At 42.0% G+C, this 17,949-nt stretch carries 13 protein-coding genes; 3 read left to right on the top strand and 10 right to left on the bottom strand.

Annotated elements, in window-relative coordinates; all coding sequences use genetic code 11:
- Positions 1 to 151: 151 nt before the first annotated feature.
- The 4 genes from DXB58_RS14515 to DXB58_RS14530 form a co-directional block, all read right to left on the bottom strand.
- Positions 152 to 1,768, bottom strand: a complete 1,617-nt coding sequence (locus DXB58_RS14515) for a DUF6377 domain-containing protein (protein ID WP_032842849.1) — start codon at positions 1,766 to 1,768, stop codon at positions 152 to 154.
- 152 nt (positions 1,769 to 1,920) lie between these two features.
- A complete protein-coding gene (locus DXB58_RS14520) occupies positions 1,921 to 2,841 on the bottom strand; it encodes a carbohydrate kinase (RefSeq protein WP_122137283.1) in 921 nt (306 codons plus the stop codon).
- On the bottom strand, positions 2,829 to 3,434 hold the full coding sequence (locus DXB58_RS14525) for an SIS domain-containing protein (protein WP_004298060.1): 606 nt from the start codon (positions 3,432 to 3,434) through the stop codon (positions 2,829 to 2,831). Before DXB58_RS14525 ends, DXB58_RS14520 begins: the two co-directional genes overlap by 13 nt.
- A 6-nt stretch (positions 3,435 to 3,440) precedes the next feature.
- The gene (locus tag DXB58_RS14530; RefSeq protein WP_122137285.1) at positions 3,441 to 3,974 is read right to left on the bottom strand and encodes a TIGR00730 family Rossman fold protein; all 534 of its coding nucleotides are present in this window, start codon (positions 3,972 to 3,974) and stop codon (positions 3,441 to 3,443) included.
- 105 nt (positions 3,975 to 4,079) lie between these two features.
- Here DXB58_RS14530 and DXB58_RS14535 point away from each other — a divergent pair, with 105 nt between their 5' ends.
- The 3 genes from DXB58_RS14535 to DXB58_RS14545 all read left to right on the top strand — a co-directional run bounded on the left by DXB58_RS14535 (position 4,080) and on the right by DXB58_RS14545 (position 8,065).
- Positions 4,080 to 5,300: a pitrilysin family protein gene (locus DXB58_RS14535; protein ID WP_004298062.1), complete on the top strand. Its 1,221-nt coding sequence runs from the start codon at positions 4,080 to 4,082 to the stop codon at positions 5,298 to 5,300.
- A gap of 85 nt (positions 5,301 to 5,385) precedes the next feature.
- Positions 5,386 to 6,954 (top strand): ATP-binding protein, encoded by a 1,569-nt coding sequence (locus DXB58_RS14540; protein ID WP_122137287.1) that lies wholly within the window; start codon positions 5,386 to 5,388, stop codon positions 6,952 to 6,954.
- A 13-nt stretch (positions 6,955 to 6,967) separates the two neighbouring features.
- Positions 6,968 to 8,065: an SGNH/GDSL hydrolase family protein gene (locus tag DXB58_RS14545; protein ID WP_122137289.1), complete on the top strand. Its 1,098-nt coding sequence runs from the start codon at positions 6,968 to 6,970 to the stop codon at positions 8,063 to 8,065.
- A 158-nt stretch (positions 8,066 to 8,223) separates the two neighbouring features.
- On the opposite strand, the gene DXB58_RS14550 is transcribed toward DXB58_RS14545, so the two are convergent.
- The 6 genes from DXB58_RS14550 to DXB58_RS14575 form a co-directional block, all read right to left on the bottom strand.
- A complete protein-coding gene (locus tag DXB58_RS14550) occupies positions 8,224 to 9,126 on the bottom strand; it encodes a glycerophosphodiester phosphodiesterase family protein (protein ID WP_074558853.1) in 903 nt (300 codons plus the stop codon).
- A gap of 61 nt (positions 9,127 to 9,187) precedes the next feature.
- Complete coding sequence (locus DXB58_RS14555) at positions 9,188 to 10,447, bottom strand: IPT/TIG domain-containing protein (RefSeq protein WP_122137291.1); 1,260 nt, start codon at positions 10,445 to 10,447, stop codon at positions 9,188 to 9,190.
- A gap of 6 nt (positions 10,448 to 10,453) precedes the next feature.
- On the bottom strand, positions 10,454 to 12,235 hold the full coding sequence (locus DXB58_RS14560) for an IPT/TIG domain-containing protein (protein ID WP_122137293.1): 1,782 nt from the start codon (positions 12,233 to 12,235) through the stop codon (positions 10,454 to 10,456).
- Between the two features lie 12 nt (positions 12,236 to 12,247).
- Positions 12,248 to 13,189, bottom strand: coding sequence for a phosphodiester glycosidase family protein (locus tag DXB58_RS14565; protein WP_229119762.1), 942 nt, complete (start codon positions 13,187 to 13,189; stop codon positions 12,248 to 12,250).
- Positions 13,190 to 13,199: 10 nt separating this feature from the next.
- Positions 13,200 to 14,486 carry a RagB/SusD family nutrient uptake outer membrane protein gene (locus DXB58_RS14570; protein ID WP_122137294.1) on the bottom strand — a complete coding sequence of 429 codons (1,287 nt, stop codon included), beginning with the start codon at positions 14,484 to 14,486 and terminating at the stop codon, positions 13,200 to 13,202.
- Positions 14,487 to 14,491: 5 nt separating this feature from the next.
- Entirely contained in the window at positions 14,492 to 17,830 is a 3,339-nt protein-coding gene (locus tag DXB58_RS14575; protein ID WP_122137296.1) for a TonB-dependent receptor, read from the bottom strand.
- Positions 17,831 to 17,949: the final 119 nt, after the last annotated feature.

The following is a 17,949-nucleotide window of genomic DNA, read 5'->3' on the forward strand; positions in this document are numbered from 1 at the left end:
GACTCTACAAAAATACCTTATTTCGGTTACTTTTTAAATGGGGAGTGAGCAGATTGTAAATGATTGTTTGGGGTATGTTGTTGATAATCAGAGAATCTTTGATCGGAGAGTCTCTGATAAATGTAAATGATGCTGTATGATTAATACACTGTTATTCCCGGATTTGTTGTCCGATTCGAGCTACTTTTTCTTCAAATTCATTCCGGTCTCCATTTGCTTTGATCCGCATTTTTGAGCGGTAATTATAGATGGTCGATAATGAATACTGTAAGAAATGAGCTATTTTCACACTGTCTGTAATTCCCAGTCGGATAAGTGCGAAGATCCGTAATTCGGGTGTTAAGAGTTTGCCGGGTCCTGGAATGATTGCATTTTCCGGTAAAAGTAATGCGTTAAAATCTTCGACGAAATTCGGAAAGAGATTCAGGATTGCTTTGTCGAAGTTATTATAAAATTCAGCCAGATCTTCTTCTGTATTGAGAGAGGAGTGGAGGAAAGAGGTTACTTTCTTTATATCTTCACTTTTGGCTATTTTGAGTGCTCTTTTCTTAAAATTGGCAATTTTACTGATGTAACTGGTATATTGTTCCATATACAGCCCTACATATTCTTCTTTGATTTTATTGTTATCTGCCAATATTGAGTTCATTTGTTGTATTTCGTAAAGATGATACGACAAACTCTCATTAGCTTGTTCCACTTTACCTTTTTGTTTTTTCAGTTGTACGGACAGGATGAATAGCAGAATGCAGACAATGCATAATGCAATGAGCAATGCCGTTATGATGATAAATTTATGTTTCTCCTTTTCTTGAAATGCCTTATCTATGAAAAGATACATATCTGAGGCTTCGATGGTGTTAATTCTCGCATTACATAGGATAGCGTCCTCCATTGCATTTTTCATATATTTAGATGCCCGGTCTATGTCCCCACTCTCAAAGATCAGCTTGGCTAATATTTTTAAAGAGAGGTTTTCTCTAGCTCCATTTAATACATCAGAAATGGCGGATATTGCGAAATACTTAATCGTATTCTCACGATCATTTTTACCTTGATAGGCAGATGCCAGAGAATATGCTATGATTCCGGCATTTCTTGAATAGGGTGTATAACTTTGATAAGTGCTGTCCAGTATATGAATAGCATCATCATACTTTTTATGGAAAAGAAGAGTGGGTGCAGTCATAAAAGCTCGCACATTCGTTGGGATTTCTTTGCATTGGAGCAGCGAATCGCGATAGATTTGTGCTATCAGATCATTTTCTTGTGAATCGTCCTCGTTGGAAGCAAAAGCTTTCTGGTGATTGTAGATCGTGACTTGTCCAAGAAAATATTCGGCTTTGAGTCTAGGAGATAGTTGCTCTTGTTGCATCGAATTGGTAATCGCCAGAGCTTCTTTGAAAAAGCCCATCGAAGATAATATTCTTGAATAATCCAGTTTAGCTTCAATTAAAAGTTCTTTGTCATTACTTTCTTGAGCGAACCTGTTCATGTGGATGGCATAGGCTAAAGCGGAATCTTTTTGGAAAGATGAATACTCAAAACAAAGAGACTGTGCTGTCCCAACTTTCTTTCGAATATCCCTGGATTGCCTTAATATTATTTTCAGGCTGTCTATCTGTCTTTGCTTTTGTTGGGTATAACTAGCTTTGTTTTGTAGAGATTTATCTAATACTTTTAACAATGTTTTTACTTCATCGTTTGCTTTTGCTGGTAAACTGATGAAGATAAAGATTATCAATAGAGGTAAAATAAATCTTTTCATATATTAAGTAAGATTGCTTATTGAATATGGTTGTTTGCAAAGATAAGGAAATCCATATTAAGTTAAGGTTGACAGATTAACTTAATATGGATTTTATGAAAATAGGGATTTCGCTGGATGAATTACTTATATCCAAATCCTTATTTGTAATATCACTTGTATTTTTGTGCAAACTCCACCGAAACCGAATTGCTGAAACTTCGGCAAACTTCAGCTGCGAAGTCTTTTCCGCATTGGATTATTTTATCCCAGATTTCTTCATTCAAGTTATTTAGATCGCGGTATCGGACATCGTATTTGAGTAATCCGTAGATCAGCCCTGCATTGAAGTTATCACCAGCTCCAATGGTACTGACTGCTTGTAATGGTTCTATCGGATAATCTTTATTGACCAGATTAGTGCGTAACGCTACCTTTTCCGCACCTGCAGTACAGATGAACCGGGGACAGTAGAATTTGATTTTATCCTTGTAAATCTTGTCTATATCCTGCATATTATACATATATAGAAAATCCTCTAAAGAACCGCGTACAATGTCTGCATATTCCAGATTTTCAATAATGATCGGAGCCAGCTTCATGGCCTCGTTCTTGTGTGAAGAACGGAAATTCGGGTCATAATAGATAATGGCTTTCTTTTCACGTGCCTGATCTAGTAATTCGAGAATCTTCTCCCTTAGAACCGGATTCAGTGCGTAATAAGAACCCACCATGACAATGTCGTCTTCCTCTAGTTTCGGAAACAGAACATCCAGACGTTGCTTCGGGTAGTCTTTGTAGAAGATATATTCGGCATCACTCTGCTCGTTCAGGAAGGCTAAAGATATGGGTGATTTTCCATCCGGGAATACATTCACATGGTCCGTTGGGATATGATTCTCACGCATGAACTGCAGGATAATATTGCCTACACGATCATTTCCGGTTTCACTGATGAAGCCGACGTTTATTCCCATTCGTCCCAATGAGACAATACCGTTGAATACAGAACCTCCCGGTACGGCGGCAGAAGGCTGGTCACCTCGAAAGATGATATCGAGGATGGTCTCTCCGATACCGATTACTTTTCGCATAGTGATCTTGATTTTTCTCCCAGATAACCGCCGTGGTGACGTTTTGAATATTCAGCGATAGTAAATCCAGTTTCCTTCATGGTTTGTACTACCAATATATCTCCGATCACTGTCATGGCAGTAGTGGATGTAGTAGGAGTCATTCCTAACACACAGACTTCTGCAGGCTTGCCGGTACTTAGACAGACATCCGATTCTTTTGCCAGCGGACTATCCGGATTTCCGGTGATAACGATAAACTTCAGATCCGGGTCCAGATTATGGGCCAGGCGGGTTAATTCCACAATCTCACGTGTCTTGCCAGAGTTAGAGATCAGCAGGAGTAGATCGTTTTTTTGTAAGATACCCAAATCCCCGTGTTGCGCCTCGCTGGGATGCAGAAAGACGGATGGAATACCGGTGGAACAGAAAGTCGTAGCAATGTTCATAGCAATCTGCCCGGCTTTTCCCATACCGGAAGTTACCAGTTTTCCCTTTTTCTGATGTATTTGTTCTACAATCAGTTTCACCGCTTTTTCATAAGCGTCTGTTACGGGGATGTTGAGCACAGCTTGTGCTTCCTGTTGCAAAAGTTGTTTGATGGAGTCTATCATATAGGATCAGTTTATTTTTTCTTTTAATTCATTTAATGTGTTTGCTACTTCGTAATAGGTTGAGAAAGGCTGTCGTGCAAAACCTTTGTCCTCTAGGGTGTGGAGCGCTTTTAATAGCTCGTCATAAGAACCATGTTCATTGTAGAAAATGACCTTCTTTTGGTGATATCCGATAGAGGCAGCGGCTATTACATGGAAAATCTCATCAAGAGTACCGACGCCTCCGGGGAGTGCAACTAATACCTCTGATTTCTCCGTTATGATATCTTTGCGGTCACTCAAGTTACGGGTATGAATTTCTTCATCTAACAAAGTGCTTACCTTGCCGTTCTCTTCCAGTTTGGCAGGAACTACTCCAATGACCTTACCGCCATTTTCTCTCACGGCACGGGCTATGCATTCCATTAATCCGAGGCTGGCTCCTCCATATATCAAGGTTTTGCCTGTCTGCCCCATCCATTTGCCTATTTGGCTGGCGCTTTCGAAGTACATTTTGTCAATGTTATCGGAGGCGGAACAGAATATTCCTATCTTTTCCATATACGTTGTTGCTGTTATAGTCCACAAATATCTGCAATTTTCTATAAACAGCAATAAGTTTTATTGTATTTTTGTGGCATTAATTCAATAAGGAAGTATAAAACGATGCAAGGTAACGAATATACATTGCCAAATGGCCTGCGTATTATCCATGAACCAACCCTCTCAAAAGTAGCTTATTGTGGTTTTGCGATTGATGCCGGAACCCGTGATGAGGCGGAGAATGAGCAGGGAATGGCCCATTTTGTAGAACATCTGATTTTTAAGGGAACGGAGAAGCGGAAAGCCTGGCATATCCTCAACCGGATGGAGAATGTAGGTGGTGACCTGAATGCTTACACAAATAAGGAAGAAACTGTTGTCTATGCCGCTTTCCTGAAAGAACATCTGGAACGTGCGCTTGAGTTGTTGGGGGATATTGTATTTCATTCAACCTTTCCGCAGCATGAGATAGAAAAAGAAACGGAGGTCATTATCGATGAAATCCAGTCGTATGAAGATACTCCGTCGGAACTGATATTTGACGATTTTGAAGACATGATCTTCCGCAATCATCCATTGGGAAGAAACATTCTTGGTAAACCGGAACTTCTGCGGAGTTTTCGCACGGAAGATGTTCTATCGTTTACCCGCCGTTTTTACCAACCGGGAAATATGGTGTTTTTTGTTCAGGGGCAATACGAGTTCAAGAGAATCATCCGTCTGGTAGAAAAATACCTGTTGGATATTCCTGATGTGAAGGTAGAGAATCGCCGTACACCTCCGCCTCTGTATGTGCCGGAACATTTGACAGTGGCCAGAGATACACATCAGGCGCATGTCATGATTGGTAGCCGTGGCTATAATGCGTATGATGACAAACGTACTGCACTCTATCTGCTGAATAATGTCCTTGGAGGTCCCGGAATGAATAGTAAACTGAATGTGTCCCTTCGCGAACGCAGAGGATTGGTCTATAATGTCGAATCCAATCTGACTTCCTATACGGATACGGGAGCTTTCTGTATTTATTTCGGGACGGATGTGGATGACATGGATACTTGCCTGAAATTGACCTATAAGGAACTAAAGCGGATGCGCGATACGAAGATGACTTCCTCCCAGTTGGCAGCAGCGAAGAAGCAGTTGATCGGACAAATCGGAGTAGCGTCCGATAACTTTGAGAATAATGCGTTAGGGATGGCGAAAACATTCCTGCATTATCATAAGTATGAATCATCCGAGCTTGTTTTTAAGCGTATAGAAGAGCTAACAGCAGAGATGTTGTTGGAAGTTGCCAATGAGATGTTTGCAGAGGAATACTTATCTACGTTGATTTACAAATAATTGATTGACAGATTTGCTTTCATTGCCAGAATTCGTATTTTTGTAGCAGATACGTATGTGATAACAATCTAATAGTAGAAATTGTATGTTGGTGACGGGCAGAAAACTCCCTATCGGGATTCAGACTTTCGAAGATATCCGCAATGACGGATACTTGTATGTGGATAAGACCGCATTGATGTGGACTATAGCAAACATCGGTAAACCTTTTTTTTTAAGCCGTCCGCGCCGATTCGGAAAGAGTTTGTTAATTTCTACGTTTGAAGCCTATTTCAAGGGACGGCGTGACCTTTTCACAGGACTTGCCGTGGAACAATTAGAAAAGAAGTGGGAAGAATATCCCGTACTGCATCTGGATTTGAATGCCGAGAAATATGATTCACCGGACAGATTGGATGCTATTTTAAGTAACCAGCTAACTCAATGGGAAGCTATATATGGCAGGGGAGAAGATGAAACCACTTTGTCTTCCCGTTTCTTGGGTGTCATTCGTCGTGCCTCCGAACAAGTAGGCAGGGGTGTTGTAGTCCTGGTGGATGAGTATGATAAGCCCTTACTACAGGCTATTCAGAATGAACCGCTTCTCGATTCTTACCGTTCTACTTTGAAAGCTTTTTACGGTGTGTTGAAGAGTGCAGACCGCTATCTTCGTTTTGCTTTTCTGACAGGTGTCACCAAATTCTCGCAAGTAAGTGTGTTTAGTGATTTGAACCAATTGAATGACATCAGTCTGAATTATGACTTCTCTACTCTTTGTGGAATCACCCGCGAAGAACTTCTTGCTAATTTTGAACCGGAGATTGCAGCTTTATCGCAAGCAAATGACATCAATACGAAAGAAGTTGTAGAAACAATGACCCGGCAGTATGACGGTTATCATTTTCATCCTAATGGAGAAGGAGTGTTCAATCCATTCAGTGTTCTGAATGCATTTTTCAGTAAAGAGTTCGGTAATTACTGGTTTCAGACCGGAACTCCTACTTTCCTTGTGGAGTTATTGAAAGAGAGCGATTATGATCTTCGCTTGCTGATGGATGGTATAGAGACAGCTGCTTCCGCTTTCACTGAATATCGTGCGGATAGGAAAAATCCTATTCCGTTGATTTATCAGAGTGGTTATTTAACCATAGAAGACTATGATAGAGAATTTAGACTTTATCGCTTAGGCTTTCCTAACGACGAAGTACGTTATGGCTTTCTTAACTTCTTACTCCCATTTTATACGGCAGTCACGGATGAAGAACAAAGCTTTTATATAGGTAAGTTTGTTCAAGAACTGCGTACAGGCAATGTTGATGCTTTCATGCACCGCTTTGAAGCTTTCTTTGCAGATTTTCCTTACGAGTTGAATGACCAGACTGAGCGTCATTATCAAGTCATCATTTATTTAATATTCAAACTGATGGGACAATTCACACAGGCAGAAGTACATAGCTCACGGGGACGTGCAGATGCGGTTGTACGAACCCCAAAGTTCATCTATATTTTCGAATTCAAGCTGAATGGGACTGTTGAGCAGGCCATGGAGCAGATTGAAGAAAAAGGTTATGCTTTTCCTTATACGGCAGAGGATCAACAAGTGATAAAAGTTGGTGTAGAGTTTAGCGCAGAGAAACGAAATGTAGAGCGCTGGATGGTAGCGAAAGAAATTTAATATAAAATTGATTATGAAAAACTTAATACGAAATGTCTGGGTTTGCTTGGGGCTGATGGTGCTTCCCTTCACAGCCTCCGGACAACAAAAGGATAACATTACCTATGTGCCGGCTCAAGAGCTTTTACTGGTAGGCAAAGCAACTACCGAAGGCGAATACTTCCATCGGGTAGATACAGCCAAGTATTCTACAATGCCTCCCACAGTGAAGAAACTATTCACAAACTCTGCCGGTCTGGCTATCTCTTTTACAACGAATAGCCCCGTCATAAAAGCCAAATGGACGGTTCCTGATAATTACCAGTTACCCAATCTGACCAGAGTTGCTCAGAAAGGTCTGGATTTATATATCAAACGGGATGGAAAATGGCAATTTGCCGGAGTAGGGATACCGGGTGGTGTGACTACGGAAAAGGTGCTTGTTGATAATATGGGTACGGAAGAGAAAGAATGCCTGCTGTATCTGCCTTTATATGATGAACTGAAAAGTCTGGAAATAGGCGTTTCTTCTGATGCACACATACGTAAAGGAGAAAATCCGTTCAAAGAAAAGATAGTGGTATACGGGTCCAGTATTTTGCAGGGAGCATCTGCCAGTCGTCCTGGTATGGCTTATCCGGCTCGTTTGTCCCGTAGTAGCGGATATAATTTTATCAATTTAGGATTGAGCGGAAACGGCAAGATGGAGAAGGAAGTTGCCGAGATGTTGGCGGATATTGATGCGGATGCTTTCATTCTCGATTGTATTCCTAATCCTTCTCCCAAAGAGATAACCGACCGGACTGTTGATTTTGTAATGACGTTGCGTCAGAAGCATCCGGATACGCCTATTATTGTAATACAGACATTGATACGTGAAACAGGTAATTTCAACCAGAAAGCTCGCGAGAATGTGAAACGGCAGAACGAAGCCATCGCTGAACAGGTAGAAGTTTTGCGAAAGAAAAATGTCAAGAACCTGTATTTCATAAAAGAAGACCAATTCTTGGGAACAGACCATGAGGGAACTGTAGACGGGACCCATCCGAATGACTTGGGATTCGACCGAATGTTGAAGAAATATAAACCGGCTATCAGTAAGATTCTGAAGATCAAATTCAAGGCTGAATAACAGGAATGAAAGATTATAACAGAGACAGATGGAAAAAATAAAGGTCAATTCATGGGGGTGAATTGGCCTTTTTCTTTTGCAAATGTGTTAAGTTGTTCCTGAAAATAAGTAGTTTGTTACTTTCTTAATAAGATGTTTTTAATAACTTGTAAAGAGAGTTATTGCAGATTTCTCAATCCCTTTTCTTCCAGATAATGAATAAGTTCCTGTGGACGGTCTGTTTGTATCATTGTAGCTTTATGTTTTAACATCCAACCCCAATGTCTATCTTTACCTTCCAATAGTGCATTCTCATCATCATGTCCACCACATAGGCTATCCCATAAAGTATTCATCCATATCCGGCTGCCTGATTTAATGATCTCATCTATTATTCTTAGGCTCGGGGTAGTATCATCTTTGAAGCATAGTTCGTAAGCGATTGGAGTGAAATCTTTGATAAAAGTTTGTATGGTAGCAACCGCTTCTTTATCCCATAAATTAACAATAGGCATATAAAGTATACTTTCACTGGAACCATATTCTTTTTTCACTTTCTCCACAGGATAGTATCCCTTGATAATGACTTGTTTTTCCATTCCACATTCCTTGATAATAGGCATAATTTCTTTAATGTAAGTCCCTCCTTTGTCTATATTGACAAGGATACGGTCTTTGCAGACATTTAATACCTCCTTTAGGGTGGGAATTGGTTGGCGGGTCTTGATTCCGTTGCCACTGCGTAGGACGAATTTTTTCAGTTCTTCAGTCGTATAATTTTTTATTGTTCCCTTTCCTGTAGAAGTACGGTCAAGAGTTTCATCGTGCATACAAATAAAGTTGCCGTCTTTAGTAGGCTGTATATCAAGTTCTACCATGTCGACTTTCATGGCAATTGCTTTTTCGATACTTTGCAGAGAGTTTTCTGGTGCATTACGCCAGTCTCCTCTATGAGCGATAACAAAGATATATTTCGATTTATTATCATGTAGATTCTTCAACAATTTATCGGTCCTTGTTTGTGCACTGATGGAGAATGCGGTTAATAGGATGAGTAATAAGGAAAAAAGTTTTTTAGTCATGACTTAGTAAGATTCATTAATGATGATGAAAGTAGCCCGGGGTAGTGCCCCGGGCATTTATTTATTTGACGGTAATACGTCGGATCAGATAATTAACGGCGCCTGCTACATACATTGTTTTGCAGTCTTTTGTAATTATAATCTCATACGGTTGGTTGAAGGTAGCCTTTAGTCCTTTCCCGTCAGAAAAACCAGATTTTCCAGAACCTGCAATGGTTTCTAACGTACCTTTTGAGTAGTCGCCACTTGCATCAGGAGTCAGTTTGCGGATACAGTTGTATGTATTATCCGAGAGATACAGGCATCCGTCTGAACCGGCAGCCACTCCGAAAGTAGCCCCCACTTTTGCACTAAGCGGATTGCCGGGGGCTCCATCATAATACTCTTGTCCTTTTACCCCATCTCCTGCGATCGTCTTTTGTGTGCCATCCGGGCTGATTTGAATCAACACATATCCATTGGAGGTACCGACAATCATGTTCTTGTTTTTGTCGAATACAATGTAGTTGGGTGATACGTTAAGAGTGGCAAAAGTAGTTTTCGCACCTGAAGGTGTGAATTTATAAACCGCCTTATTATCACGTGCCGATACATATATGTTGTCTTCATCATCAAAAGCTACATTCATCGGACTTTTCATACCGGATGCTATAGTTGAAACGGTCATACTGTTAGTTTCTATTTTCCGTAACATACCTTTTCCCTTGTCGATGAAATAATAGTTCCCTTTCGAATCAAATCCACCTTGCCAGATAGCGCTGCTACCATCTACTGCTACATCGAGGAGCGAAGTGACCAGGAAGTCCGGAGAGATACGTCGTATATAGTTGTATCCACGTTCTGTAAACCATAAACTGCCATCCGGGGCAAAAGCAATGCCTGTGGGGAGTTTGGTTGTAGCTTCAGTGCCTACTCCATCAGTCATTTCAAACACCCCCTTCTGACCGACAATTGTTTGAACGATATATTCCTGATCCGGTGTTTTCAGATAATTGAGTTCAAGACCTGTCAATTCACCAGAGGGAGATTTGACACGGATGGAATACTTTCCCGGAGCCATTTCAGGCAATATTATTTTTAATTCGTCTTTGAAGGCTTCTATAACGGTTGCCTGTTGGTCATTGATGAAAACAGCATTTTCTTCCGGTACCGTACTGAAATTACGTCCCAATATTGTAGCTATTTCACCGGAATAAACATTGGTGGGTTTCACAAGTACCAGCCTAAGTTCTGTCACTGACGCTTTGTAATCATTATCATTGCAGGCTGCAAATAATGATAAGAGTGAATACGCGAGCAGTAGTATGTATATCTTTCTCATAGTTCTTTATTTATTTACAGTTATGGAACGAATCAAATGGTTTTGTTCATCAGCGATATATACTTTGTCCGAAACCAGCACGCTGGCAGGGCAATTGAAAGTAGCAGTCAGGGCGGAACCATCTATTTTACCTTTTGTCCCCGGAATACCAGCTATTGTTTTCAATGTTCCTTTCGTATAGTCGCCTTCTGCATCCGGAGTTAGTGTACGTATGGTATGCATTGTATAATCGGTGATGTAAAGTATCTCATCCGGTCCAAATGCGATACCGAATGTTGCCCCCATGGTTGCCTTGGATAAATCATTCTGTTCACCGTCGGAATAAGTGGCGACAGTGGGTACTACCCCGGTTCCAAATATCGTTTTTAGTGTACCGTCCGTATCAAACATATGTAACTGATAAGTACCGCCGGTACCTACAAAAATTCTTCCCTTCTTATCTACTGCCATGCAATTAGGCCCGGCTTTGAGTGAAGACATATCGTAGTTGGTCACAGCTCCACCGGACGTTATCTTCTTCACGGCCTTGTTATCCCGGTCGGCTATATACATATTCCCGTTTGCGTCAAATGTGATGCTCATTGGACTTTTAAAGGTTGTTTCAGCAGAGAATACAGAACAAGTTCCGTCTTGCGTAACCTTAATGATGTTATTCAATGCTTTATTGGCTACATAATAGATGCCCGAGGGATCAAACCCGCCTTGCCAGGGAGCATTAAATGTAACGGTACCGCTTTTGGCAACAGTTGACACATTATATTCCTGATCCATTTTTCTGATGGTGTTGTTTCCTCTTTCTGCAATCCAAATATCACCATTGGGCGCAAGAGCCAGTCCTTGCGGGAATTTGAAAGAAGCAGCTGTTCCTTTACCGTCAGTGGAGGTAGTTGCCGAGTTGCCCGCTACGGTTTCAACAGTGTAAGACAAATCTTCGTAAGTGAAACTTAGATTCTCTACTGTTTTATCTGCTACGGTGACTTTGACGGAATACGTACCGGAAGGATTCTCCGGGATAATAATAGAAAGTGTTGTTGCGGTTACTGCCTTTACAGTTGCCGGTTTTCCATTTATGGATACGATATTCTCTTCAATTGTCATACCGAATCCCTCTCCTGAAATCACTATTTCCTCTCCGGCTTTTCCACGTGCAGGAGCTAAAGAAGAGGTTGTCAATGTTACTGTATGGAGATAAGTAAACAGGGGACTTTCGGCTTCTTTGGTACCTACTTTCACCCGGATAGGATAGCTGCCTTCCTCGGTGTCGGGAATAATAATTTTGAGTTGACTTGAAGTTGCTTCTTTAACTTCGGCAACTGCTCCATTGATTGTCACCTGGTTTTCTGATACAACTGTACTGAAACACTGGCCGATCAGTGTTACCAAATCTCCTGCATAGGCGGAAGAAGGCATCACCTGCAATACCGTCAGTTCTGGTGGGGCTTGAGGGGTTGCATAAGTAAATTTGAGTCCTTCTACAGTTTCCCCTTTTACACTTACTTTAATTGAGTAAGTACCTTCCGGATTATCGGGAAGCGTAATTACTAAACGATTTTGGGTTGCATCAGTAATCTCCGCCCTCACTCCGTTGATAAACACCTCGTTATCAGTGATTGTTTCAGAGAAATAAACTCCTGAAATAATAGCGGTACCTCCTGTTGATCCTGCTTTCGGAATAATGGAAATGAGCTTTGGAGGAAGCTGCCGGGAATCAGAAGAGTCCGATTCCGAGCATCCACAGAACAAGTTACAGCAAAATAGGATTGATAAAATAAATATTGAGTTCTTCATACTTTCAGAGTTTTAAGGTTCATTGACTGTTACCATCCATGCATTCACAACAGGTCGCTCCTGTCCGTCAGAAGGCCGGTTCCGTATTTGGAATATGTCTGCTATCGGGTGTCGTATAAGCATTTGGGTAGAACCGCCACCATCCAGGTTCACAGCCCACGAGCATCCCAATGCTTTCATTATCGAACCCATTTCCGGATAAGTGAGTCCGTAAGAGTAGAATTCCACACGTCCGTCAACCACCATGAAGTAGACATGACCGTCATCCGAATATCCAAGACAGGTACGCGGGTCGATACCCGGATAAGTTGCACCGGATATTTCCCCGTCGCGCAGCACGATAACTCCGCTTCCGGTCACTTCTTTGAGGTTGTATTGCATACCCCGATATTCCACAGAATCGGCAATAACCATCTTATTATCTTTTGTCAACGCGATAAAACTTAAAGCTTGTTGAGGAAGTGACTCCTTAAAAATGAATGAGTTTTTTAAGATCACTCCGTTACGGTGAATGGGGCCTCTGATATCCATTGTGCTGACATCCCAAAAATCAGCATTAATCATGGCGGCTACCCGGTGCCACGGACGGTCGGCATAATCTGCCATCTCCGTCAATGTCTGTCGCTGAAAGTTATTGCGTACATCGGCATCATACGGCATACCTACTTCTAATGAAACTCCCGGTTCATTCAAATCAATATCGATTATAAATATATGCGTGGAGCGACTGTCTGCTTTCTGGAAATGGACATCTGTTTCCGTAACTCCCAATGCGACAACAAAGCTGGTATCAGTATATATGCGTGCCACTGTTTCACTGCCTGCTAATAGTTTCTGACCGATTTTTGTCTGCGGGATAAAGTGTACGTCTTCAATTGTATCGTTCGAACAGCTTAAGAAAGCCAGTGGTAATACAAATGACAGAATCTGCATGTATTTTAATAAGTTCATCATTTTCATCGTTTTAGTTAGCCCAATATGAATTTTGATTTAAAAGTTTATTGAGAGACCTCTCTTTCGCAGGAATAGGTAATCTGTTGTACTTACGTTCAAAGCCGAGATCACTTTCCAACCGGTTGAGGCGGACAAGGTCGAACCAGCGGAACCCTTCTGCTAGTAATTCCGTATGTCTTTCATTCAGAATTGCATCTATGAAGTCTTCTTCCGTAGCGGGATGTACAGAGGGAAGACCGCGGAAGTTCCGAAGTTCATTCAGACGGGGCAGTCCCTTGGAAAGCCCTTGTGCTTCGGCACTAATCAGATACATCTCTCCCAGACGGGTAATAATGATCGGATCAGTGGTAACCTCTCCGCCGGGATATTTATTTATGACCTCATTTGTTTCCTGCATGTCGATGGATATGGCAGTGCGTTTGTCGTCCGGTTCAAACATATTCATCACTTTCGTAGTCGGTGCATACGTATAACTACCTCCATTGGCGGAAGCGCGTGAATAGAGGGAAGCACTTAAGTTTACGCTCGATTCATTGAGCAGATTTACAAACGAGAATATCTCTTCGCGATTTGCTTTTCCACGGAAGATCTGGTCGAAGTCGGCAAGTGAGAAATTGGCATCACCTATCACTTCTTCGGCAAGTTTGGCAGCCTCAGTCAGTTTGCCTTGTGCAAGTTTGGTTCTTGCCATTAAAGCCTTTGCAGCCTGTTTGGAGACGTAATACTTGTCGGAGAAAGTTGGAGCGTAATCTATTGCCACCTGAAAATTCTTTTCTACAAAGCTCCATCCTTCTTCTTCTGTAGATGCTGCGATATCGCCCGAAAAAGGAACTTCGAGAATGGGTACCTCTCCATAGCGGCTAACCAAGTGATAGTAAATCAGACCACGAAAGAAGCTGGCTACTCCCAATATCTCGTTTCGTGACTGGCTGGCTGCTAATTTGTCAAGTGCGACAATCAGTGAATTCACTTGGTAGAGAGCCGTATAAAATCCATCCCACGGTCCACTGACGAAGCCGCTTTCAGGGGTGACAAGGTCTTTCACTAGCAATACGGGGTCTTTCAATCCTGTGGCCCCGCCACGAACGAGATCTCCGCCGACAATGTCTTGTGTGAGATAGCCGTTGACTGTCGGCTTGTTCTGTATATAAAAGTAAAGCCCGGTAAGCAGTAATTGAGCATCCTCTTCTGTGAGGTTGTCGCTGGATACTGCATTATGCGGATATTGGTCCATTTCGTTGCAACTAGTGGCAAATACCAATAATACTGTTAATAACGATATAATAAAATTCTTCATATCTGTTAGAATTTAAGATTGACACCTATTGTAAACGTACGTGGTTGGGACGGATAGAGATAATCATATCCCATGTTGGTTGCAGAGAGGCTTACATTTACTTCCGGGTCCAGATACGGCCACTTCGTCAGGACGAAGAGGTTATCTGCCTGGAAATATATGCGGAGATTATCAATATGTAGCCGGTTAATCCAACTCTTTGGGAGAGTATATCCGATTGAAGCTGTACGGCAGCGGATATAAGATGCATCATGTAACATTCGGGTATTGACAAATTTGGTCGAGTTCCATGTATAACCGTAAATGGCACGCGGATTCTTGTTTGTACTACCCGGGCCGGTCCAACGGGATTCTGCTGACGATTTCAGGATTGGCCATGTACCGTTGCCCATTCGTAAACCTCCGGTCCACAGTTCATAAAGTTTGTTGCCAGATGAGAATGTAAAGAACATGCTCAAATCAAAACCTTTGTACTTGAATGTATTATTGAAACCACCGGTGAATTTCGGATTAGCGGAGCCGACAAACTGCTTGTCGTTTTCGTCTATGACATCATTACCATCTACATCTTCGTAAATACAGTCGCCTGCTCTTACTCCCTGGTCGTAAATCTTGGCGGGAATCTCATCATCCGATTGATAGATACCTTTCCATTTAATCATATAAAAAGAACCTATCGGTTCGCCGACTTTGAGGGCATGCATAGAACTAGTTGTCAATATCTCGTTATTATCGAGAAGAGCGGTCAGTTTGTTTCTGATAAAGGAGATGTTGAAATCCGAATGCCATGAGAACGAGCCTTTGCCAAGGTTGGCTCCCAGTGTAAATTCAAGTCCTTTATTACGCATTGATCCGATATTGCATACCTGACTAGTATAACCTGACGTAGCGGGAGTCGGTTTCTGGTAAAGTAAATCCTTGGTATCTTTGATGAATGCATCTGCTGTGAATGTGATTGCACCTCTGAAAAAAGAAAGATCCACTCCGATGTCACCTTGTTGGGCTTTTTCCCATTTAAGGTCGCGGTTACCTGCAGTAGTCAGTCCTAAGCCATTCTCACCATTATAGTTGTACCCTCCACCGGCTAATGCTTGATAGGCATAGGAACCGATTCCTCCCTGATTTCCGGTGCAACCCCAGCTTGCGCGGAGCTTTACATCGGTTTGTGGAAATTTCCACCAAGATTCTTCTCCGAGATTCCAACCCGCACTGACAGATGGAAAATATCCGTAGCGATTGTTGGATATAAATTTGGAAGAACCATCAGCGCGCATTGTTCCTGTTAGTAAATAGCGGTTCTTGTAGTTCAGACTTAAACGGCCGAAGAATGACTGTAACAAGAATGAGGAAAGCCCTGTACTTACATCTGAAAACTCGGCGGCAACAGAGTTGACATCAAAAGAAGGAGAGGGGAATCCAATACCCGTTTGGGCGGCCGAAGAAGTTACGTCTTTTTGTATGGAGTGTCCCAACATCACGTCCAGAGAGAAATCTTCTAAAAAAGAGTGCTTATAAGTGAGGACATTTTCCCATAACGTACTCGCATAGGATTTCCGTCCGTCAATCAGTTTTCCCACTTTATTGCCATAAGGGTGGTCAGCACTGTAATAAATATGCTCTTCCGTATAGTTGAAATCTTCTCCGAGTGTAGTTTTGAAGTTTAAGTCTTTCGTAATGTTGAACAGCATATAGAGTGACCCCAAGGCACGATAGTTGTCGATATATACATCTTCTTCGTTAAGTGCCTGTATCGGGTTATGGTTGGCTAGTTCCTGTCCTCCGACAGCATATTCCCCATCGGGACGATAAGGAGAATCCCAAGGGCGTTGTTCGATGGCACGGGTGATAACACTGGTTCCTATGTTGTAACCGGTAGGAACACGGTTATTGCGCGAATAACTTAAATTCAGGGAGGTTCCTACCTTGAGCCACTTTTTGATTTCCGTGTCCAGATTAACCTTCAGATTGTAACGTTTAAGCAGGTTATTGATAATCACACCTTCGTTGTGTTTGTAATTGGCGGACAGATAATAGTTCGTTTTGTCCGTTCCACCTGACACAGACGCGGTAGTTGTGTAGGTAACAGCCGTACGGAGCACCAGATCAAGCCAGTTTGTCTGCGCTTTTCCCGGTGCAGGGTTATCGATACGTGCCTGGGTACTGTTGGTTTGCAGGTTATAGTTGTCGATAGCTTCATTCAGCACCTCCAGAAACAGATCAGTGTCGGCCATGTCCAGTTTGTCTGTTCTGGTCAAATTGGAGAAACTGACATTCGTGTCAATACTCACTTTCGCCTGTCCTTTGCTTCCCTTTTTGGTTGTTATCAAGATAACGCCATTCGTCGCACGCGAGCCGTAAATAGCAGCAGAAGCCGCATCTTTTAAAATCTGTATAGATTCCACATCGGAAGGATTGAAATCATTCAGACCATTCATCGATTGTGCACCCCAAGCACCGGTATCTCCTGACGTATTGTTGATTGGTACTCCGTCGATTACATACAACGGTTCGTTACCTGCGGTGATTGAACCGATTCCACGGATGCTCACTCGGTTTTTACTTCCCGGCACCCCGGATGCTGACGTAATATTCACTCCGGATACGCGTCCCTGTAACAATTCGTCGACACCTAGCACTTGGCGGACATTGACTTCTCCCGGTTTGTAAGTTCCAATGGAAGACGTGACATCTCGTTTGGTTTTGGAACCATATCCGATGACGATTACTTCATCCATGACGTGTGCATCCTCTTCCAATGCTATCCTGACTGTTGGTGAGGCACCGATACGGACAGATTTCTTTTTGTATCCGATATAGGATATATCCAGCGGTTTAGATGGGTCTGCCGTAACGGTGAAGTTTCCGTCAACATCTGTAATTGTTCCGATTCCACCTTCCTGTATGACATTGGCTCCGATAATCGGCTCACCTCTTCCGTCTGTTACGGTACCTTTGATCGTTTTCTTTTCGCTTTTTTTCTGTTGCTGTAATTCTTTTTTCACTAATACAATAGTGTTGTTATTAAGCGAATAAGAAACATTCAAAGGAGTGAACACTTGCGACAGGACCTGGTCGAGAGGCTTGTTTTTACAATTGACGCTCACTTTCGCCTGGTCGTTGAGGACATTGTTCCGATAAACGAATGTATACCGGGTTTGCTTCTCGATCTCCTTTATAAATGTTTTCACCGTACCATTATTGATGTTTACCGACACATTTCCTTTTTGTGCCGATACTCCTGCGGGTAATAAAACCAACGCAACAAGTAAAATGGTAAAGTTTCTAAAAATAAGGAGATTCTGCCTCCTCTTTCTAAAGGAAAAAATTAACTTTGTGTAATTCATAGTTGATACTATTTTTCATGTTTAATGGATTAATTTTATCGACTTACATACAACCAAAGGATTGGGCGATTCTTTGGTTGTTTCTTTATATAATTACTAACTGTTCTTCATAGGCTCCT

Source organism: Bacteroides sp. OM05-10AA (assembly GCF_003439055.1).
Taxonomy (GTDB): Bacteria; Bacteroidota; Bacteroidia; order Bacteroidales; family Bacteroidaceae; genus Bacteroides; species Bacteroides intestinigallinarum.

Excerpts from the sequence above, each read along its gene's own strand:
- DXB58_RS14515 (WP_032842849.1), bottom strand. The coding sequence starts at position 1,768 with ATGAAAAGATTTATTTTACCTCTATTGATAATCTTTATCTTCATCAGT.
- DXB58_RS14520 (WP_122137283.1), bottom strand. The coding sequence starts at position 2,841 with ATGCGAAAAGTAATCGGTATCGGAGAGACCATCCTCGATATCATCTTT.
- DXB58_RS14525 (WP_004298060.1), bottom strand. The coding sequence starts at position 3,434 with ATGATAGACTCCATCAAACAACTTTTGCAACAGGAAGCACAAGCTGTG.
- DXB58_RS14530 (WP_122137285.1), bottom strand. The coding sequence starts at position 3,974 with ATGGAAAAGATAGGAATATTCTGTTCCGCCTCCGATAACATTGACAAA.
- DXB58_RS14535 (WP_004298062.1), top strand. The coding sequence starts at position 4,080 with ATGCAAGGTAACGAATATACATTGCCAAATGGCCTGCGTATTATCCAT.
- DXB58_RS14540 (WP_122137287.1), top strand. The coding sequence starts at position 5,386 with ATGTTGGTGACGGGCAGAAAACTCCCTATCGGGATTCAGACTTTCGAA.
- DXB58_RS14545 (WP_122137289.1), top strand. The coding sequence starts at position 6,968 with ATGAAAAACTTAATACGAAATGTCTGGGTTTGCTTGGGGCTGATGGTG.
- DXB58_RS14550 (WP_074558853.1), bottom strand. The coding sequence starts at position 9,126 with ATGACTAAAAAACTTTTTTCCTTATTACTCATCCTATTAACCGCATTC.
- DXB58_RS14555 (WP_122137291.1), bottom strand. The coding sequence starts at position 10,447 with ATGAGAAAGATATACATACTACTGCTCGCGTATTCACTCTTATCATTA.
- DXB58_RS14560 (WP_122137293.1), bottom strand. The coding sequence starts at position 12,235 with ATGAAGAACTCAATATTTATTTTATCAATCCTATTTTGCTGTAACTTG.
- DXB58_RS14565 (WP_229119762.1), bottom strand. The coding sequence starts at position 13,189 with ATGATGAACTTATTAAAATACATGCAGATTCTGTCATTTGTATTACCA.
- DXB58_RS14570 (WP_122137294.1), bottom strand. The coding sequence starts at position 14,486 with ATGAAGAATTTTATTATATCGTTATTAACAGTATTATTGGTATTTGCC.
- DXB58_RS14575 (WP_122137296.1), bottom strand. The coding sequence starts at position 17,830 with ATGAATTACACAAAGTTAATTTTTTCCTTTAGAAAGAGGAGGCAGAAT.